The organism is Actinosynnema sp. NPDC023794 (assembly GCF_040639675.1).
In the GTDB taxonomy this organism is placed as follows: Bacteria; Actinomycetota; Actinomycetes; order Mycobacteriales; family Pseudonocardiaceae; genus Actinosynnema; species Actinosynnema luteola.
Genome location: NZ_JBFAFR010000039.1, coordinates 41,735 through 57,189, shown reverse-complemented (window position 1 = coordinate 57,189; position 15,455 = coordinate 41,735). Strand labels below are relative to the sequence as shown.

General features: G+C 72.1%; 14 protein-coding genes and 2 tRNA genes. 12 read left to right on the top strand and 4 right to left on the bottom strand.

Features of this window, described 5'->3' with window-relative positions; translation table 11 throughout:
• Window positions 1-5: 5 nt before the first annotated feature.
• Window positions 6-434: a MarR family winged helix-turn-helix transcriptional regulator gene (locus AB0H12_RS40475; RefSeq protein WP_499630572.1), complete on the bottom strand. Its 429-nt coding sequence runs from the start codon at window positions 432-434 to the stop codon at window positions 6-8.
• 83 nt (window positions 435-517) lie between these two features.
• On the opposite strand from AB0H12_RS40475, the gene AB0H12_RS40470 reads away from it, so the two are divergent.
• The 3 genes from AB0H12_RS40470 to AB0H12_RS40460 all read left to right on the top strand — a co-directional run bounded on the left by AB0H12_RS40470 (window position 518) and on the right by AB0H12_RS40460 (window position 5,530).
• Window positions 518-1,498 (top strand): hypothetical protein, encoded by a 981-nt coding sequence (locus tag AB0H12_RS40470; RefSeq protein WP_499630569.1) that lies wholly within the window; start codon window positions 518-520, stop codon window positions 1,496-1,498.
• A gap of 83 nt (window positions 1,499-1,581) precedes the next feature.
• The gene (locus AB0H12_RS40465; protein WP_499630566.1) at window positions 1,582-4,671 is read left to right on the top strand and encodes a carboxypeptidase-like regulatory domain-containing protein; all 3,090 of its coding nucleotides are present in this window, start codon (window positions 1,582-1,584) and stop codon (window positions 4,669-4,671) included.
• A gap of 109 nt (window positions 4,672-4,780) precedes the next feature.
• Complete coding sequence (locus AB0H12_RS40460) at window positions 4,781-5,530, top strand: sulfite exporter TauE/SafE family protein (RefSeq protein WP_499630563.1); 750 nt, start codon at window positions 4,781-4,783, stop codon at window positions 5,528-5,530.
• On the opposite strand, the gene hisC is transcribed toward AB0H12_RS40460, so the two are convergent.
• Entirely contained in the window at window positions 5,520-6,587 is a 1,068-nt protein-coding gene (gene hisC / locus AB0H12_RS40455) for a histidinol-phosphate transaminase (RefSeq protein ID WP_499630560.1), read from the bottom strand. The two genes, AB0H12_RS40460 and hisC, sit on opposite strands and share 11 nt — an antisense overlap.
• A gap of 121 nt (window positions 6,588-6,708) precedes the next feature.
• On the opposite strand from hisC, the gene AB0H12_RS40450 reads away from it, so the two are divergent.
• From AB0H12_RS40450 to AB0H12_RS40420, 7 genes are all read left to right on the top strand, one after another.
• The gene (locus AB0H12_RS40450; protein ID WP_499630557.1) at window positions 6,709-7,383 is read left to right on the top strand and encodes a dienelactone hydrolase family protein; all 675 of its coding nucleotides are present in this window, start codon (window positions 6,709-6,711) and stop codon (window positions 7,381-7,383) included.
• Between the two features lie 174 nt (window positions 7,384-7,557).
• Complete coding sequence (locus AB0H12_RS40445) at window positions 7,558-8,166, top strand: hypothetical protein (protein ID WP_499630554.1); 609 nt, start codon at window positions 7,558-7,560, stop codon at window positions 8,164-8,166.
• Complete coding sequence (locus AB0H12_RS40440; protein WP_499630551.1) at window positions 8,166-9,497, top strand: PPE domain-containing protein; 1,332 nt, start codon at window positions 8,166-8,168, stop codon at window positions 9,495-9,497. The genes AB0H12_RS40445 and AB0H12_RS40440 overlap by 1 nt, the downstream gene beginning before the upstream one ends.
• Complete coding sequence (locus tag AB0H12_RS40435; protein ID WP_499630549.1) at window positions 9,494-10,258, top strand: ESX secretion-associated protein EspG; 765 nt, start codon at window positions 9,494-9,496, stop codon at window positions 10,256-10,258. Before AB0H12_RS40440 ends, AB0H12_RS40435 begins: the two co-directional genes overlap by 4 nt.
• Window positions 10,259-10,317: 59 nt before the next feature.
• Window positions 10,318-12,315: an acetoacetate--CoA ligase gene (locus AB0H12_RS40430; RefSeq protein ID WP_499630547.1), complete on the top strand. Its 1,998-nt coding sequence runs from the start codon at window positions 10,318-10,320 to the stop codon at window positions 12,313-12,315.
• A 117-nt stretch (window positions 12,316-12,432) separates the two neighbouring features.
• Window positions 12,433-12,522 (top strand) — tRNA-Ser (locus AB0H12_RS40425).
• Between the two features lie 39 nt (window positions 12,523-12,561).
• Window positions 12,562-12,634, top strand: a tRNA-Arg gene (locus tag AB0H12_RS40420).
• 170 nt (window positions 12,635-12,804) lie between these two features.
• On the opposite strand, the gene AB0H12_RS40415 is transcribed toward AB0H12_RS40420, so the two are convergent.
• Both AB0H12_RS40415 and AB0H12_RS40410 read right to left on the bottom strand, forming a co-directional pair.
• On the bottom strand, window positions 12,805-13,050 hold the full coding sequence (locus AB0H12_RS40415) for an HNH endonuclease (RefSeq protein ID WP_499630544.1): 246 nt from the start codon (window positions 13,048-13,050) through the stop codon (window positions 12,805-12,807).
• Window positions 13,047-13,745 carry a hypothetical protein gene (locus AB0H12_RS40410; protein ID WP_499630541.1) on the bottom strand — a complete coding sequence of 233 codons (699 nt, stop codon included), beginning with the start codon at window positions 13,743-13,745 and terminating at the stop codon, window positions 13,047-13,049. Before AB0H12_RS40410 ends, AB0H12_RS40415 begins: the two co-directional genes overlap by 4 nt.
• A 242-nt stretch (window positions 13,746-13,987) precedes the next feature.
• Here AB0H12_RS40410 and AB0H12_RS40405 point away from each other — a divergent pair, with 242 nt between their 5' ends.
• Window positions 13,988-14,527, top strand: coding sequence for a SigE family RNA polymerase sigma factor (locus AB0H12_RS40405; RefSeq protein WP_499630538.1), 540 nt, complete (start codon window positions 13,988-13,990; stop codon window positions 14,525-14,527).
• Window positions 14,517-15,380 (top strand): hypothetical protein, encoded by an 864-nt coding sequence (locus AB0H12_RS40400; protein ID WP_499630535.1) that lies wholly within the window; start codon window positions 14,517-14,519, stop codon window positions 15,378-15,380. The genes AB0H12_RS40405 and AB0H12_RS40400 overlap by 11 nt, the downstream gene beginning before the upstream one ends.
• Window positions 15,381-15,455: the final 75 nt, after the last annotated feature.

Sequence of the window (15,455 nt, the reverse complement as noted above, 5' to 3'; positions counted from 1 at the left end):
CGATCTCACACCGCCAGGGCGTTCGAGCACCGGGCCAGCAGGGCGCGGAGGGTCTCCCGCTCCGCCGCGCTGAACTCGTCGGCCAGTCGCCGCTCCACGGCGGACGCCCGCTCGTCGGCCACCTCGAACGCCGCGCGCCCCGCCTCGGTCAGCCGCGTCTCCAGCACGTTGCGGTGCACCTCGTGCGGCACGCGGGCGATCAGCTCGGCCGCCTCCAGGTTGCGCAGGATCGTGGTCATCGTCTGCGGCGTCACGCGGCAGCGGCGGGCCAGTTCGGCGGCCGACACGCCGGGGTGGTCGTTGAGCACCAGCAACGCCGCGTACTGGGCCACGGTCAGCCCGGCCGGCCGCACCGCCTGCTGCTTCACCAGCATCAGCTCGTGCTCGACGCGCTTGATGTCGCCGCCAAGGCGCTCCTCGACCGGCATACCCATGCCCCCGATCGTAAAGCGCGTTGACGGGTATCAGAGCTCTGATCTAGCTTCGTACACATACATACACAAGTGGACGGAGCATCATGCGTTTCCTGATGGTTCTCGTGCTGGTGATCCTCACCGCCACCCCGGCCGCCGCCACGGCCGCGCCGGGCGTGATCACCGGCCGGTCCGCCGCACTGCACCCCGAGGGCATCGCCTGGGATCCCCTGCGGCACACGTTCCTGCTCGGCTCGATCCGGCGCGGCACCGTCGAGGTCGTCCGCGACGGCTCCACGAAGACGCTGATCAGCGACCCCCGGATGGTGTCGACGTTCGGCGTGCACGTGGTCCGCGACCGCGTCTACGTCGCGTACGGCGACATGGGCCTCGGCGCCCGGTCCACGCCGGACACCACCTACCGGGCGTCCGGGCTCGGCGTGTTCGACCTCGCCACGGGACGGCCGGTGCACGTGGTCGACCTGGCCATCGGCCCCGGCCGGCACAGCGCCAACGACGTCGCCGTCGACCGCGCGGGCAACGCCTACGTCACCGACCCCGCCTCCGACGCGCTGTACCGGGTCGACCGCGACGGCCGCCCCACCGTGCTGGCCCGCGACCCGCGTTTCGGCAGCGACACCATCGGCCTGAACGGCATCGTCTGGCACCCCAGGGGTTTCGCGCTCGCCGTCCGCTACGACACGGGCGCGTTGTTCAAGATCACCCGATCGGGTCGGGTCTCGGAGGTCGCCCTCGACCGGCCGCTGGTCGGCGGCGACGGCATGGACCTGCGCCCGGACGGCACGCTCGCCGTGGTCACCAACTCCCTAGGCGCACCGGGCGAAGCGGCCGTCAGCGTGCTGCGGTCGGTCGACGACTGGGGCGCCGCCCGCACCGCCCACCGCGTCGCGCCGTGGGGCGACGACGAGCCGACCACGATCGCCCGTTCGCCGCACGGCAGCTACGTGGTCGACGGCGATCTGGGCGTGCTGGTCAGCGGCGCGGGGCTGTCGGACGCGCACACCTTGCGGAAGTTCCGCGAAAGCCGGGGACGGCACGGCGGCGAACCGGTAGCTTCCGCGTGATCGTGCAAGGGCCCTGCCCGGCGGCGGCTCGGGGGACGCCGGCAACCCGCGGTGGGCAAGGACCTACCTACGGGGGACACCCGATGTCCGGCAGCACCAACGCGGGGCGAATCGCGCGGGCGGTCACGGCGGGCGCGCTGGCGCTCGCCGCGGCGCTCGGCGGTCCGGTCGCCTCAGCGCAGGAAACCACGACCACCACACCCACCACCACGGCGCCGTCCGAGACACCGACGGAAACGCCCGTCGAAACGACGACACCCACGACGACGACCACGACCGAGCCGTCGGTGGAGACCTCGTCGCCGCCCGTCCCGACCGATCCCACCACCGCGCCGGCCGAACCCGAGCCTGCGCCACCGGCCGTGCCGCGGGCCGCAGCGGCGCCCGTGCCGCGGGCCGACCTGAAGGTCTCGCTGGCCTTCGACCGCGCCGAGTACCCGCCGGACTCCGACATCGGCTTCACCGTCACGGTCCGCAACGCGGGCTTCGCGCCCGCGGTCGACGTCCGCTTCACCCACTGGGGCGACCTGCGGCTCACCGCGGGCGCGGCGGAGCTGCGCCGCGTCCCCGGCGCGACCATCGCGCCCGGTGAGGCGAAGACCTACCGGCTCGTCGGCCGGCAGCAGGTCCCGCTCTACGACCGCGTCGAGTACTCGGTGACCGCCTACACGGGCCCGCAGACGCTCCCGGACATGGACCCGACGCCGGAGGACAACACCGGCCGGGCCGGCACCCGCGTGCCGCTGACCTGGGGTTCGGCCCGCGGCGTGCTCTACCGCGACGCCGACGGCGACGGCGCGTTCGACGAGGGCGAGGGCGTGGCGGACTCGCCGGTCTACGCCGACGGCGGCCTGCCCTCGACCTGGCTGAGCGGTCGCACGGACGCCACCGGCCGGTTCACCTTCGGCGGCGACGTGCCCACCGGCCGCTACCGCGCCTACCTGATCGAGCACGGCAACCCGTTCGTCATCGCGCCGGGCCACGCCGAGTTCACCGTCGAGCAGGGCGTCACCACCGAACTCGCGCTGCCGATGACCTCGCCGGTCCTCGAAGTGCTCCGGCCCCGGCTGGAGCTCGACCGCGAGTCCTACCGGCCCACCGACCCGGTCGGCGTCGACGTGACCCTCACCAACACCGGCGCGACCGCGTTGACCGGGGTCGTCGCGGTGTGCGACGAGGAGCCGGACGAGGGTCGGCTGACCGGCGACGGCCCCGCGTGGGCCGCGCTGAGCCCGGACGGCCCCGGCGTCGCGCTCGCCGCCGGCGAGACGAAGGTGCTGCGGATCACCGACACCGTGCCCGAGGACGCGGCGGCGGTCGGCCGGATCGGCGTCGCCTGCAACTTCGGCAACAGCGGTCGCAGCACCGCGGGCTACATCGGCTCGTCGGACTTCGCCGAGGTCGGCTGGTTCGGCGCGGTCGAGGGCACGGTGCGGCACGCCGGCGGGGCGCCGCTGGACGACGCGCGGCTCGTCGCGCTCGACGGGCGCAGCGGCCTGCCGGTCGCCGAGGCCCGGTCGCACGGCGGCGGCGCGTTCTCCTTCGCCAAGCTGCCGGCGGGCCGCACGAAGGTCCTGGTGCTCGGCGAGTACCGGGACGCGGTCACCGGCGACGGCTGGTTCACCGTCGACGTCGTCGCCGACACGACCACGCGGGTGGAGCTCGCGGTCGCGCCGGGCCCGGAGGTGGCCGAGCCGGTCGAGGTCGACAAGCTGGAGGTCACCGCGTCGTTCGACAAGGCGGCCTACGACATCGCCGGCACCGTGACCGCCCGGATCAAGGTCACCAACGCGGGCGTCGGGCCGCGCAGCCCGGTCCGGTTCGTGCCGGAGTGGGTGCCGTCCACGATGAGCTACGACTACGACCAGTGGGGCCCGCTGTACCCGTTCCTGAACCCGACCGAGGGCCTGTACCTGTGGCCGGGCGAGTCGTACGAGGTCACCATCGTCGGCGAGCCGCGGCCGTGGGTCGGCGACCTGGTCTCGCTCAAGGGCCGGATCACGGTCGGCACGCGCGGCGCGTCGGCGCCGCTCGACCTGTCCGCCGCGGTGAGCCACGGCGTGGGCGACGCCACGATCCTGGTCTACGGCGACGCCAACGCCAACGGCGTGTTCGACGCCGGCGAAGTGCTGCCGCACCTGGACGTGACCGTCGAGGGCGGCATCCCCACGGTGTTCCACCGGGGCATCACGGACGCCGCCGGCCGCTACCGGCTCCAGGACGTCCCGGCGGGCAACTACCGGGTCCGCGCCTGGCACTCCTCCAGCTGGGCGCTGCCGATCGACTTCTACGACCGGTTCACCCTCGCCGCGAACGGCGACCTGACGTTCGAGATCGGCCTGGTCCGGCCCGCGAACACGCTGACCGCCGTGATCGCCTGGGACAAGCCCGAGTACCGGCCGGACGAGCGGCCCAGGCTGAACGTCACGATCACCAACAACAGCCTGGCGGACCTCACCGTGCACGCGGTGTGCGGCGGTGTCGGCACGCCGTACCAGGTCGAGAACGGCGACGAGTGGGGTCCGCTGGCCGAGCTCGGCGACGGCGTCCCGGTCGCCTCACGCAGGTCGTGGTCGACCACCGTGGAGGAGACCATGCCCGCCGGGTCGCCCGACCACGGGCTGATCACGGCCACCTGCGGCTTCGGCACGCGTGACGCCGACGGCCGGTTCCGCGAGCTCGCGCCGATCGCCAGGGCCAGGGCCAAGGTGCCGGGCGCGGTGTGGACCACGACCGGCCGGGTGGTCGAGTGCTGCGGGACGCAGTGGGTCGGCGTGCCGAACGTGACCGTGGTCCTGGTCGACCCCGACACGAACGAGACCGCGGCCCGCGCCACGGCGGACGCCCACGGCGTGTTCACGTTCCCCGACCTGGCGGTCGGCCACTACACCCCGCTGGTCCTCGGCCCGTGGGAGGTGGTCCCGACCCACGAGGGCCCCCTGTTCGAAGCGGTCCGCGGCTCCACGACGCCCCAGCTGATCGCGGTCAGGCCGGGGCCGGTGGTCGTCGACCCGGACGTCACCGCGCCGGGTGGCACACCGGCCGGTGGTGGCGGTCCGCCCCGGGACGCCTTGGCGACCACGGGCGCGAGCGTGCTCGGGCTCGGCCTGATCGGCTTGGTGCTGCTGGCGTTCGGCGTGGGCGCACGGGCGTTGGGACGACGCACGACGTAGCCCGCAAACCTCCGGCAGGCGGGGCGCCGTGTCGCAATCACCACACCGCGCCCCGCCTGACGCGGTGTTAGCGTCGCTGGCGAACCGCGAGAACCAGGGGAGAGTGGCCGTGACGACGGTGGAGGCGATCGTCGTCGTCCTGGCCGGTGTGTTCGCCGGCGGGATCAACACGGTGGTGGGTTCGGGCACCCTGGTGACGTTCCCGGTGCTGATGGCCGTCGGCTACCCGCCGGTGGTGGCCAACGTGTCCAACAGCCTCGGCCTGGTGCCCGGCTCGCTCAGCGGCGCGTGGGGCTACCGGCGCGAGCTGACCGGGCAGGCGGGCCGGGTGAAGCGGCTGCTGCCCGCCTCGGTGCTGGGCGCCGTGGTCGGCGCGATCCTGCTCGTGGTGCTGCCGGAGGACGCGTTCTCCGCGATCGTCCCGGTGCTGATCGCCGTCGCGCTGGTGCTGGTGGTCGCCCAGCCGTGGCTCAACCGCAAGCTCGCCGAACGGGAGCGGCACGAGCACGGCGGCGCGGCGCTGTGGATCGGCGTGTTCTTCGCGGGCGTCTACGGCGGCTACTTCGGCGCGGCGCAGGGCGTGCTGGTGATGGGCCTGATGGGCGTGCTGATGAGCGAGCACATCCAGCGGATGAACGCGCTGAAGAACGTGCTGACCGCGTTCGTGAACCTGGTCGCGGGCGTGCTGTTCATCTTCATCGCCGACGTGGCGTGGCTCGCCGTCCTGCTGCTGGCGGTCGGCTCGGTCATCGGCGGCCAGCTCGGCGCTAAGGTCGGCCGCCGACTCCCACCGGCCGCGTTGCGCGCGGTGATCGTGGTGGTGGGAGTCGTGGCCATCGCTCAGATCCTCACCCGCTGAACGATTTCGCCGCAGCCAGGAACACGTCGTTCTCCTCGGGCTCGCCGATCGTGACGCGCGCCCCGTCGCCGGCGAACGCCCGCACGACCACCTTGTGCGCCAGGCAGTGCTCGTTGAACGCCGCGGTCCGCTCGCCGAGCGGCAGCCACACGAAGTTCGCCTGCGACTCGGGCACCTCGAACCCGGCGGCCAGCAGCTCGCCGCGCACCCTGGCCCGCTCGGCCACGATCGCCCGGCACCGCGCCATCAGCTCGGCCTCGGCGTCCAGCGACGCCAGCGCCGCGACCTGCGCCAGGGCGTTCACGCTGAACGGCACGTAGACCTTGCGCAGCGTCTCGGCCACGGCGGGCGACGCGACCGCGTACCCGACGCGCAGCCCGGCCAGCCCGTACGCCTTGGAGAACGTGCGCAGCACGGCCACGTTGTCCCGGCCCGCGGCCCACTGCGCCTTGGCCAGCTCCACGCCGTCGGGCACGTCCGGGTCGTCGACGAACTCCTTGTACGCCTCGTCGATCACCACGAGCACGTCCGAGGGCACCCGCTCGACGAACCGCTCGATCTCCGCCCTGCGCAACGCCGTCCCGGTCGGGTTGTTGGGGTTGCACACGAACACCAGGCGGGTGGCCGGCGTGATCGCGTCGGCCATCGCGTCGGGGTCCAGCGCGTGGCCCGGCGTCAGCGGCACCCGGTTCTGCCGCGCGCCGACGACCGCGGTGATGATCGGGTACGCCTCGAACGAGCGCCACGGGAACAGCGCCTCGTCGGCCTCGGTGCACGTCGCCTGCACCAGCTGCTGGCACAACGTCACCGAGCCGCAGCCGACGGCCACCTGCCCGGCGGGCACGTCGAGCTTGTCCGCCAGGCGCGCCACGAGCTCGGTGGCGGCGGTGTCGGGGTAGCGGTTCACGGCGGTGGCGGCGTCCGCGATCGCCCGCACCACGCTGGGCAGCGGTCCGGCCGAGACCTCGTTGCTGGCCAGCTTGATCGCGCCGGGGATCGTCTTGCCGGGCACGTATCCGGGCAGCGCAACGAGGTCGGCACGGGTTCGCACGGTCATCCAAGGACTCCCTTCGGGGTTCTGAGCTGGACGTTATCCGGTGAAAGACCCGGATGGGGCATACCTGCCGTACGGATGCTCACGTTGACTGCCGTTCACCCCCTCGTGGAAGGGTTGGGCCATGACTTCTACCCGCACCGAGACGCTCTCCCTCACCGACGGCCGCGAGCTGCGGCTGACCGTCGCCGAGCCGGAGAACGCCGTCCGCGGCGGCCTGGTCGTGCTGCACGAGGCGCGCGGCGTGACCGACACCGTCCGCGGGTTGGTGAGCGGCCTCGCCGCCGAGGGGTGGTTGGCGGTCGCGCCGCACCTCTACGACGAGGTGTCCGGCGACGAGGCGCCGGCGATGGTGAGCGGGTTGTCCGGCGACGCCGTGCTGGCCGACACCGACGTCGCGTTCGTCTGGTTGGCCCAGCGGGGCGTCAGCCAGGACCGCATGGGTGTCATGGGCTTCGACCTGGGCGGATCGGTCGCGATGGTGGTTGCGGGAAGCCGAACCGTCGGCGCGGCGGTGTCCGTCGGCGGTGGTGGGATCCTGGAACCGCTGGCCGAAGGGTTGCCGTCGCTGGTGGAGATCGCGGAAGAGCTGACCTGCCCGTGGCTGGGCCTGTACGGTGACGACGACGAGATCCCGTTCAGCGACGTGGAGAAGCTGCGCGACGCGGCGGCGGCGGCGCCGGTGGCGACCGATGTGGTCCGGTTCTCCCGCACCAGCCACCGGTTCGACACCACGCCGGAGGCCGGCGCCGAGGCGTGGCAGCGCGCGTTGAACTGGTTCGACTCACATCTTCGCTAAGCCTCTGGTCGGCGGCTTGGAACCGAACGGGCTTCCCGGTACATCTAAGGAAGGCGTCCGGAACGCCTGATTTCGGTCGTCGTCGGCTAACGCGTGGTGGGCCTGCGGCGAATCGCAGTGCAGGGGGTAGTGATGAGCGACGGGAACACGGTCCCACTGGCGGGTGCACAGACGGTGCAGATCCCGCCTGGCTTCACGCCGTCCGCGGCGGTCCAGCCCGGTGCGGTGGCGGACGCGCCGGTGGCCGTCGTGCCACCGACTCCCACGGCGACCGCTCCACCGGCGACCGCTCCACCGACCGCGGCGCCCGCCACCGACGCCACCGTGACCCTGCCCGCCGCGGCCGAGTCCGAGCCCGACGCGGCCAAACCCGTGGCGGAGAGCTTCGCGAAGGCCGCGCAGACCGACCTGGACAAGGCCACCACCGCGCTGGACGCGGTGGACAAGGGCTCGGTCCAGCTCGACCTGGACAAGCAGGGCGTCGACGACCTGCTCAAGCTGGTCGTGCAGGCGCGCAACCTGGTCGACACCGTGCACGGCCGCGCGGTCGACAACCTCGACGTCGAGCTGAAGTTCGGCAACAACTGGGTGAGCGACGCGATCAGCAGGCGGCTGCGCGAGGTGGCCGTGGGCAACGAGGAGTCGGCGGTCAACGTGATCGGGGACTTCATGCAGGTGCTCTTCGAGGTCGAGGAGACCATCCGCGAAGCGGCGCGGAACCTGGAACAGGCCGACGACGAAGCGGCGGACGCCTTCGGATCCGCCGGGGAGGCCAAGGGCTGATGGGCGACAACAAGCACGGCGGCGGTCAGGGCCAAGGGCACGGCGGCGGCCAGGGGCAGGGCCACGGTGGCAACCACGGTGGCGGTCAGGGGCACGGCGGTGGCCACGGCCACGGCCACGACAAGCCCACCGACCTCGGCCAGAAGGTCGACTGGATGACCTACAGCCACCAGGAGCTGTGGGAGATGATCAACACCGGCGTCGACCTGAAGGCCGCGAGCAGCGCCCAGGCCGACTGGGCGGCGGTGGGCAAGGCCCTCGGCGAGGTGCAGGAGTACCTGGCCAAGGCGATCGGCCGGTCCAGCCAGGCGTGGACGGGCGAGTCGGCCGAACGCGCCCGCGAGGCGCTGGAGTCGGTGGAGAAGTGGGCGCTGAACACCAGCGAGCACGCCGACAACGTGGCCAAGTGCATCGCCACCGAGATCGACCACGTGCAGACGGCGCGCGAGATGATGCCGCCGCCCGCGCCCGCGCCGCCGGTCGTCACGCCGGTCGCCGACGGGTCCTCGACCCCCGTCGCCACCCCGACCCCGGCCGTCACGCCTCGTTCGCCGTTGGTCGACAACCGGCTGGCGGAGGACGCCGGCTACCGGTCGCCCACCCTCTCGTCGCACGAGGGCCTGACCGCGGGCTCGACCCCCATCACCCGCTCGCCCGGCGCGTTCACGGGCATCGACACCATCGCCGGTCCCGCGATCGACTCGGTCGTCACCGCGGACGCGACGCACCGCCAGGCCGCCGAGGTCATGGCGATGTTCCAGCAGAACTCCTACGAGGTCGACCGCACGGTGCCGTCGTTCAGCCCGCCGACCAACCCGGTCGCGCCGCCCCCTCCGCCGCCCGTGGTCGTCACGCCGAACCCGCCCGTCACCGACGGTGGCGGCAGCGGTGGCGGTGGTGGCGGCAGCCAGCCCGTGGTGAGCACCCCCGGCGGCGCGCCGAACCAGCGCCCCGGCGGCACGTCCGCCCAGTTCGGCCGCGGTGGCTTCGCCGGTGGCCGCGGCGGCTACGGCGGTCGCGGCGTCATGCCCACCCCGGTCGGCATGGGCGGTGGCGGTGGTGGCGGCGGTCCGGTGGCCGGTCCCGGCGGCGCGACGGGTGCGATCGCCGCCGACCGCGGCTCCGCCAACCCCGGCAGCGTGACCAGCCAGTTCCAGGCGCCCAAGTCGGTGACGCCGCAGTCCGGCATGATCGGCGCCGCGCCGATGGCCGCGCCGCCGCCCGTCGCCGGCGGCGGTGAGAAGGACCGCAACCGGCCCGGGTACCTGGAGGACGACGACAACGTCTTCGGCGTCGACCGCAAGGCCGCACCACCGGTGATCGGCCTGTGACCGAGCGCGTCTTCCGGCTCAGTGAAGTGGAGTTCTTCCTGCTCTGGCAGGCGGTCCACCGCGACGCCCACCCGGTCCCGCTCGGCGTCCGGCACTTCGGGCACACCCAGCGGGAGCGGGACGCGCTGATCGAGACCGCGTCCCGCGACCTGGCGGCCCGCGGCCTCGGCACCGTGCGGCGGCCGGACGAGGAGCTGTACGGGCTGCTGCGCGGCCTGGCCGAGTTCGAGATCGGCCTGGAGGTGTTCTTCACCGTGCGCGGCGCGCAGGCGCGCGGCCTGGCCACCGCCGCGTGGCACGGCGCGTTCGCGGGCAGGCTCGGCAACCAGGTGCAGGTGGCCGGGTTCCGGCCGACCGCGCTGGCCGCCACCACGGTCAACACGCTGCCGGCCGCGCCACCCGGCAGCGGCCGGTCGGTGAACGTGCGCTGGGACGACTACCTGGCCGCGGGCCGGGCCGGCGAGCACGACGGCAGCGAGGGTTTCCTCGACGCGCTGCGCGGCGTCGGCCTGCGCGAGCCGGAGGCCAACACCCTGATGCGCGCCGTGACCACGCGCAGCGGCGGCGGCCAGGTCGGCGTGATCGCCCGCAACCGGGCCGGCTACCTGCACCCGACCGGCGCGGCCGTGTCGTGGCTGGACACCGCCGAGGGCCGCTACCTCGTGCGGCGGGACGACGGGTGGCTGGTCGTCGCGCCGGCGGACGCGCCGAGGCTGATCTCCGCGGTCGAGGGACTGGTGGCGAGCGCCGGCCGGAACTGATCCGGTGTGTGGATGCCTGCTGTGGTTCCGGGCCGTCCGATCGGCTAGGAACTTCAGGTATGACCGAGATGCGTGCCGGCGCCGCCGCCGGCGAGGCGGAAGTCCTGTGGCGCCCCGACCCCGACCGGGTCGGCGACACCAGGATGGCCGCGTTCCGCTCCTGGCTCGCCTCGACCAAGGGCCTGGACCTCCCCGACTACGAGTCGCTGTGGGAGTGGTCCACCTCCGACCTGGAGGGGTTCTGGGGCGCGATCGCGGAGTTCTTCGAGGTGGTGTTCCACAGCCCGCCCACGCGCGTGCTGGAGGCGCCCGTGATGCCCGGGGCGGTCTGGTTCCCCGGCGCCACGCTCAACTACGCGGAGCACGCCCTGAGGGGCCCGGACGGTGACCTGGCGGTCGTGTTCCACCGCGAGGACGGGCTGTCGTCGCAACTCACGTACGGCGAGCTGCGCCGCCGCGTGGCCGCCGTGCGCGCCGGGTTCGTGGAGCTGGGCGTGCGGACCGGTGACCGCGTGGTGGCGCTCGTGCCGAACTCGCCGGAGGCGCTGATCGCGTTCCTGGCGGCGGCGTCGCTCGGCGCGACCTGGTCGTCGTGCTCGCCGGACTTCGGCGCGCGGGCGATCTCCGACCGGTTCGCCCAGATCTCGCCGACCGTGCTCGTGGCCGTCGACGGGTACCGGTACAACGGGCGGGCGTTCGACGTGCGGCCCACCGTGGAGCGGCTCAGGTCGGAGATCCCGTCCCTGCGCGCCACCGTGATGATCGACTACGTGGGCGGCGGCCCGTTGCCCGGCGCGGTGACCTGGGACTCCCTGCTGTCCGCGCACGCCGGCGCCGAGCCGGCCTTCGCGCCCGTCCCGTTCGACCACCCGCTGTGGGTGCTGTACTCGTCCGGCACCACGGGGCTGCCGAAGGGCATCGTCCAGGGCCACGGCGGGATCGTGGTCGAGCACCTGAAGATGCTGGCGCTGCACAGCGACCTCGGCCCGGGCGACCGGTTCTTCTGGTTCACCACCACCGGCTGGATGATGTGGAACTTCCTCGTCTCCGGTTTGCTGGTCGGGTCCACGATCGTGCTGTTCGACGGCAGTCCCGCGCACCCCGACCTGAACGTGCTCTGGCACCTGGCCGAGCAGCACCGCGTCACTTACTTCGGCACGTCGGCGCCGTACATCCAGTCGTGCCTGAAGGAAGGCGTCCACCCGGCGGAGCGCTACGACCTGACGGGTTTGCGCGTCGTCGGCTCCACCGGCGCGCCCCTCACCCCCGAGGGCTTCCGCTGGATCGCGTCGGCCGTCGGTCCGGACGTCCAGATCGCCTCGGTCTCCGGCGGCACCGACCTGTGCACCGCCTTCGTCGCCGCCGCACCCGACCTGCCCGTCTGGCTGGGCGAACTCTCGTGCCGCGCCCTGGGCGCCGCCGTGGAGTCGTTCTCGGAGTCCGGCGTGCCCGTCGTCGACCAGGTCGGCGAGCTGGTGATCACCAAGCCGATGCCGTCGATGCCGGTGTGGTTCTGGGGTGACGAGGACGGCACGAAGCTGCGTGAGGCGTACTTCGACACCTTCGAGGGCGTCTGGCGGCACGGCGACTGGATCAGGATCACTCCGCGCGGCTCGGCGGTGATCTACGGCCGGAGCGACTCCACCCTGAACCGCGGCGGCGTCCGCATGGGCACCAGCGAGTTCTACCGGGTGGTCGAAGGCATGCCGGGCGTCGCGGACTCCCTCGTGATCGACACTTCGGGCGCCGGCCAAACCGACGGCGAACTGCTGTGCTTCCTGGTCCTGGAGCCGGGCGTCACCCTCGCCGACCTCGAACCCCGGCTTCGCTCGGAGCTGCGGACCAACCTCTCACCGCGCCACGTCCCGAACCGCTTCGTCGCCGTGGCCGAGATCCCGAGGACCCTCAACGGCAAGAAGTGCGAGGTCCCCGTGAAGAAGATCCTGGCGGGCACCCCACCCGAGCGCGCCGTCAGCCTGGACGCCCTGCGCAACCCGGCAGCACTGGACCCATTCCTCGCCCTGTCCCGAGACCTACCTCACCCCACCACTGCCTGAGGCCGCTCCAGCGCCCCCTTCTACCCCCTCTGACCAGGTCGGATGCGGTAAAGAGGGGGGCGTTTTGCTAGAGTGGTGGGGGCATGTGTAATCTATGCGTCGTAGCCGAGGGCTCCGGGAGGCTTCGCCTAGTCTGGTCTATGGCGCCGCACTGCTAATGCGGTTTGGGTTTACCGCCCATCCCGGGTTCAAATCCCGGAGCCTCCGCAACACCCGGCTTCGGCCGGGTGACAACTGAAGAACGATGCGCTCGTAGCTCAACGGATAGAGCATCTGACTACGGATCAGAAGGTTGCAGGTTCGAATCCTGCCGAGCGCGCAAGAGTAAGTCCAGGTCAGGGCCTTGTTTCGGTTAACGGAACGGGGTCCTGATTTGTTGTGTGTCGTCACTCCTCTGTGGAGCTTGCCGAGAGTCTCGGTGCCGTGGGGAGACCTTCATCACGCGCGGGCTCAGGTCGAGTGCACGAGTCGGGCACGCAGTTGCTCAGCTCAGCGTCGGTGCATGGCCCAGTGCTTCGCGATCCAGTCCTGTTGGCGATCGGTGAGTTCCACGTGCAGCTTCTTGCCTTGGAGGCGGTGGTACTCGGGATAGTCGCGGATGGTCTCCGAGACGTCGACGGTGTGGTCTCGCGGGTCCACGGCGAGGTGGCCGAGGTCGAAGAGGCGGTGGACGTCGCGGCGGAGGAGAAGTCCGCCTTGGTCGTGGTGTCGCCCGTCGGCGGCGAAGCTGTTCAAGTGTGCGGCTTCGAGCGCGGAGTGCGGCCGGTGAACGCGCAGGTGTCGTCGTACGCGTCCAGGAGCAGGCGGCGGAAGGCGCCCTGTCCTCGCCGCACGCGCACGACCGCCGTGGTGTGGCCGCCTCTCAGGGTGGTGGCCAAAGCGGCCTCGACCGGTGACAGGGACGGTCGTCCCGGTGCCGCCCGCACGGCCTCCTGGAACCTCGGGTAGTCGAGTTGGCGGATGCTGAGCTGTGACTTCGGCAGCGTGCACAGCCCGCGCAACCGGTCACCGGTCAGCTCCCCGGTGAGATCCACCCAGGCGATGTCGTGGTGCGACCGGTAGGTGGTGACGCTTTTCCGGGTGGTGGCCACCTCCGCCTCCTCGAACGTGCCGGTGCACCTGGAGCACCGGTAGGGCGGGTTCTCGGTTTTTCGCAGCTTGATACCGGCCTTGCCGCAGTGCGGACAGCGGTGGAGGGCCTTCTCCTCCTCGCCGATGACGATCTTCTGGATCACCGACGCACCCAGCAGGATTTTCTTGTCCCACAGGACGATCACATCACCCGCCTGCGGTAGCTGGTGGTTCGGGACCGAGCTGTCCCAGCTGTAGTGGGCCGCCGGCGCGTCGTCGTAGCCGTCGTTGCTGCGGCGCGGCCGGTCGTCCCCGACCGCGAGCATCAGCCAAGCGCCCCGCTGTGCGTCTGTCCGCATGATCCCCCCACGACGATGCAACCGTTTCGCGAAGGTCATCGCCACGCACTCGTGTCGCGTTAGGCAGGCCACCCGTTGCTCAGCACGAACGCTCCAAGTGCAACCGCGAGTGGCGCCGGCCGTTCGGTGGACCGCCCGGTCGCGACGCGGTCCGCGGGCGAGCAGACGCCGTGCCCTGACTGCCGTGAAATTCCTCGACTAGCGTGACAACCCGGTCGGGTGGGAGGACGTTCATCCTGGTTGTGTTCTTCAGACGGAGTACCGGCGGGCTGCCCGACGCCCGCTTCGAGGAGTTCGTGCGCGCGCAGTCGCCTGGCCTGCTGCGCTTGGCGCTCCTGCTGGTCAACGACCGCGGGCACGCCGAGGACCTCTTGCAGACCGCCCTGCTGAGGACCGCGCTGCGCTGGCACCGGGTGCTCGACCACCCCGAGGCGTACGCGCGGCAGGTGGTGGTCAACCTCGCGCGGGACCGGTGGCGGCGGGTGAAGCGGCGGGTCGGCGAACTGCCGCTGAACGACTTGGTCGCGCCGCCGGCTCCCGGTGACCACGCCCGCACCGTGGTGGACCAGCAGGCCGTGCGGCAGGCGGTGGCGGCGCTGCCCCAGCGGCAACGCGAGGTGGTCGTGCTGCGGTTCTTCGCGGACCTCACCGTCGCCGAGACCGCGCGGACGATGGGCACCACCGAAGGAACGGTGAAGTCCCAGACCCACCGGGCCCTCTCGCTGCTGCGGCAGTCGCTCGACGGCTCCGAGACCTTCCAGGAGGCCAACGATGTCCACTGACGACCGGCTCGACGACCCCTTCGTGCACGAGCTGCGCGTCGCACTGCGGTCGGGCGCGGACGAAGTGCCGCCCACTCTGCTGCCATCGCTGGCCAAGCGCTACGGCCGCCGCGTCGCCCTCCGACGGGCAGGACTCGTCGCGGTGCCCGTCGTGCTCGCGCTCGTGGTCGGGATCGTGGCCGTGCGCCCCGGCCCGACCTCGCCGGACCCGGACGCGCGCCAAGGGCCCTCGTCGGTCACCACCGCGCCGAACGTGGACATCGCGCTGGTGGCGCGGCAGGTCACGACCGCTCTCGACGGCGTGGACGGCTGGGTCGTGCACCGGACCACGACCGAGGAGTCCGGCAAGTACGGCAAGCCGGGCAGACCCGCGGTCTACGACAACTACAGCCTCGGCGACGGCACCGCCTTCCGGTCGTCGGTCCTCGTGGAGGGCAAGCCCGTCATCGACACCAGCACCGGGCGCGACGGCGCCACGACCGCGGTCGACCACGTGAACCGGACGTGGCGGCACACCCCCGGCTACTACTCGCCGGGACGGGCGGTGGTGGACACCGACGTGGTGACGCCGGCGCGGATCAAGCAGGCCCTCGCCGACGGTCGGCTGCACGTCGTCGCCCAGGGCGAGTCCGTCAACGGCAAGCCGACCGTCCACCTGGAAGGAGACCTCGGGCTGAAGGCGACCCCGCCCGTGGGCCTCTGGGTAGACCTCGGAACGTGGCTCCCGGTGCGGCAGCAGTACCTCCAGGACGACGCCGCGCCGCCCACCCAGGTGGAGTGGCTGCCCCCCACGCCGGAGAACCTGGACAAGCTCGTCGCGCCCGTGCCGGACGGGTTCACCGAAGTGCGGTGAACGGGACGTTGCATGTCAAAGATACTTGACATCGAGTCAAGAAGAGCTGACACTGACGATGTCAAGTTTCTTTTA

What these genes read in the sequence shown, in the direction of transcription:
- AB0H12_RS40400 (WP_499630535.1), top strand. Translation starts at nt 14,517, where the DNA reads ATGTCCACTGACGACCGGCTCGACGACCCCTTCGTGCACGAGCTGCGC.
- AB0H12_RS40430 (WP_499630547.1), top strand. Translation starts at nt 10,318, where the DNA reads ATGACCGAGATGCGTGCCGGCGCCGCCGCCGGCGAGGCGGAAGTCCTG.
- hisC (WP_499630560.1), bottom strand. Translation starts at nt 6,587, where the DNA reads ATGACCGTGCGAACCCGTGCCGACCTCGTTGCGCTGCCCGGATACGTG.
- AB0H12_RS40440 (WP_499630551.1), top strand. Translation starts at nt 8,166, where the DNA reads ATGGGCGACAACAAGCACGGCGGCGGTCAGGGCCAAGGGCACGGCGGC.
- AB0H12_RS40450 (WP_499630557.1), top strand. Translation starts at nt 6,709, where the DNA reads ATGACTTCTACCCGCACCGAGACGCTCTCCCTCACCGACGGCCGCGAG.
- AB0H12_RS40465 (WP_499630566.1), top strand. Translation starts at nt 1,582, where the DNA reads ATGTCCGGCAGCACCAACGCGGGGCGAATCGCGCGGGCGGTCACGGCG.
- AB0H12_RS40410 (WP_499630541.1), bottom strand. Translation starts at nt 13,745, where the DNA reads ATGCGGACAGACGCACAGCGGGGCGCTTGGCTGATGCTCGCGGTCGGG.
- AB0H12_RS40470 (WP_499630569.1), top strand. Translation starts at nt 518, where the DNA reads ATGCGTTTCCTGATGGTTCTCGTGCTGGTGATCCTCACCGCCACCCCG.
- AB0H12_RS40475 (WP_499630572.1), bottom strand. Translation starts at nt 434, where the DNA reads ATGGGTATGCCGGTCGAGGAGCGCCTTGGCGGCGACATCAAGCGCGTC.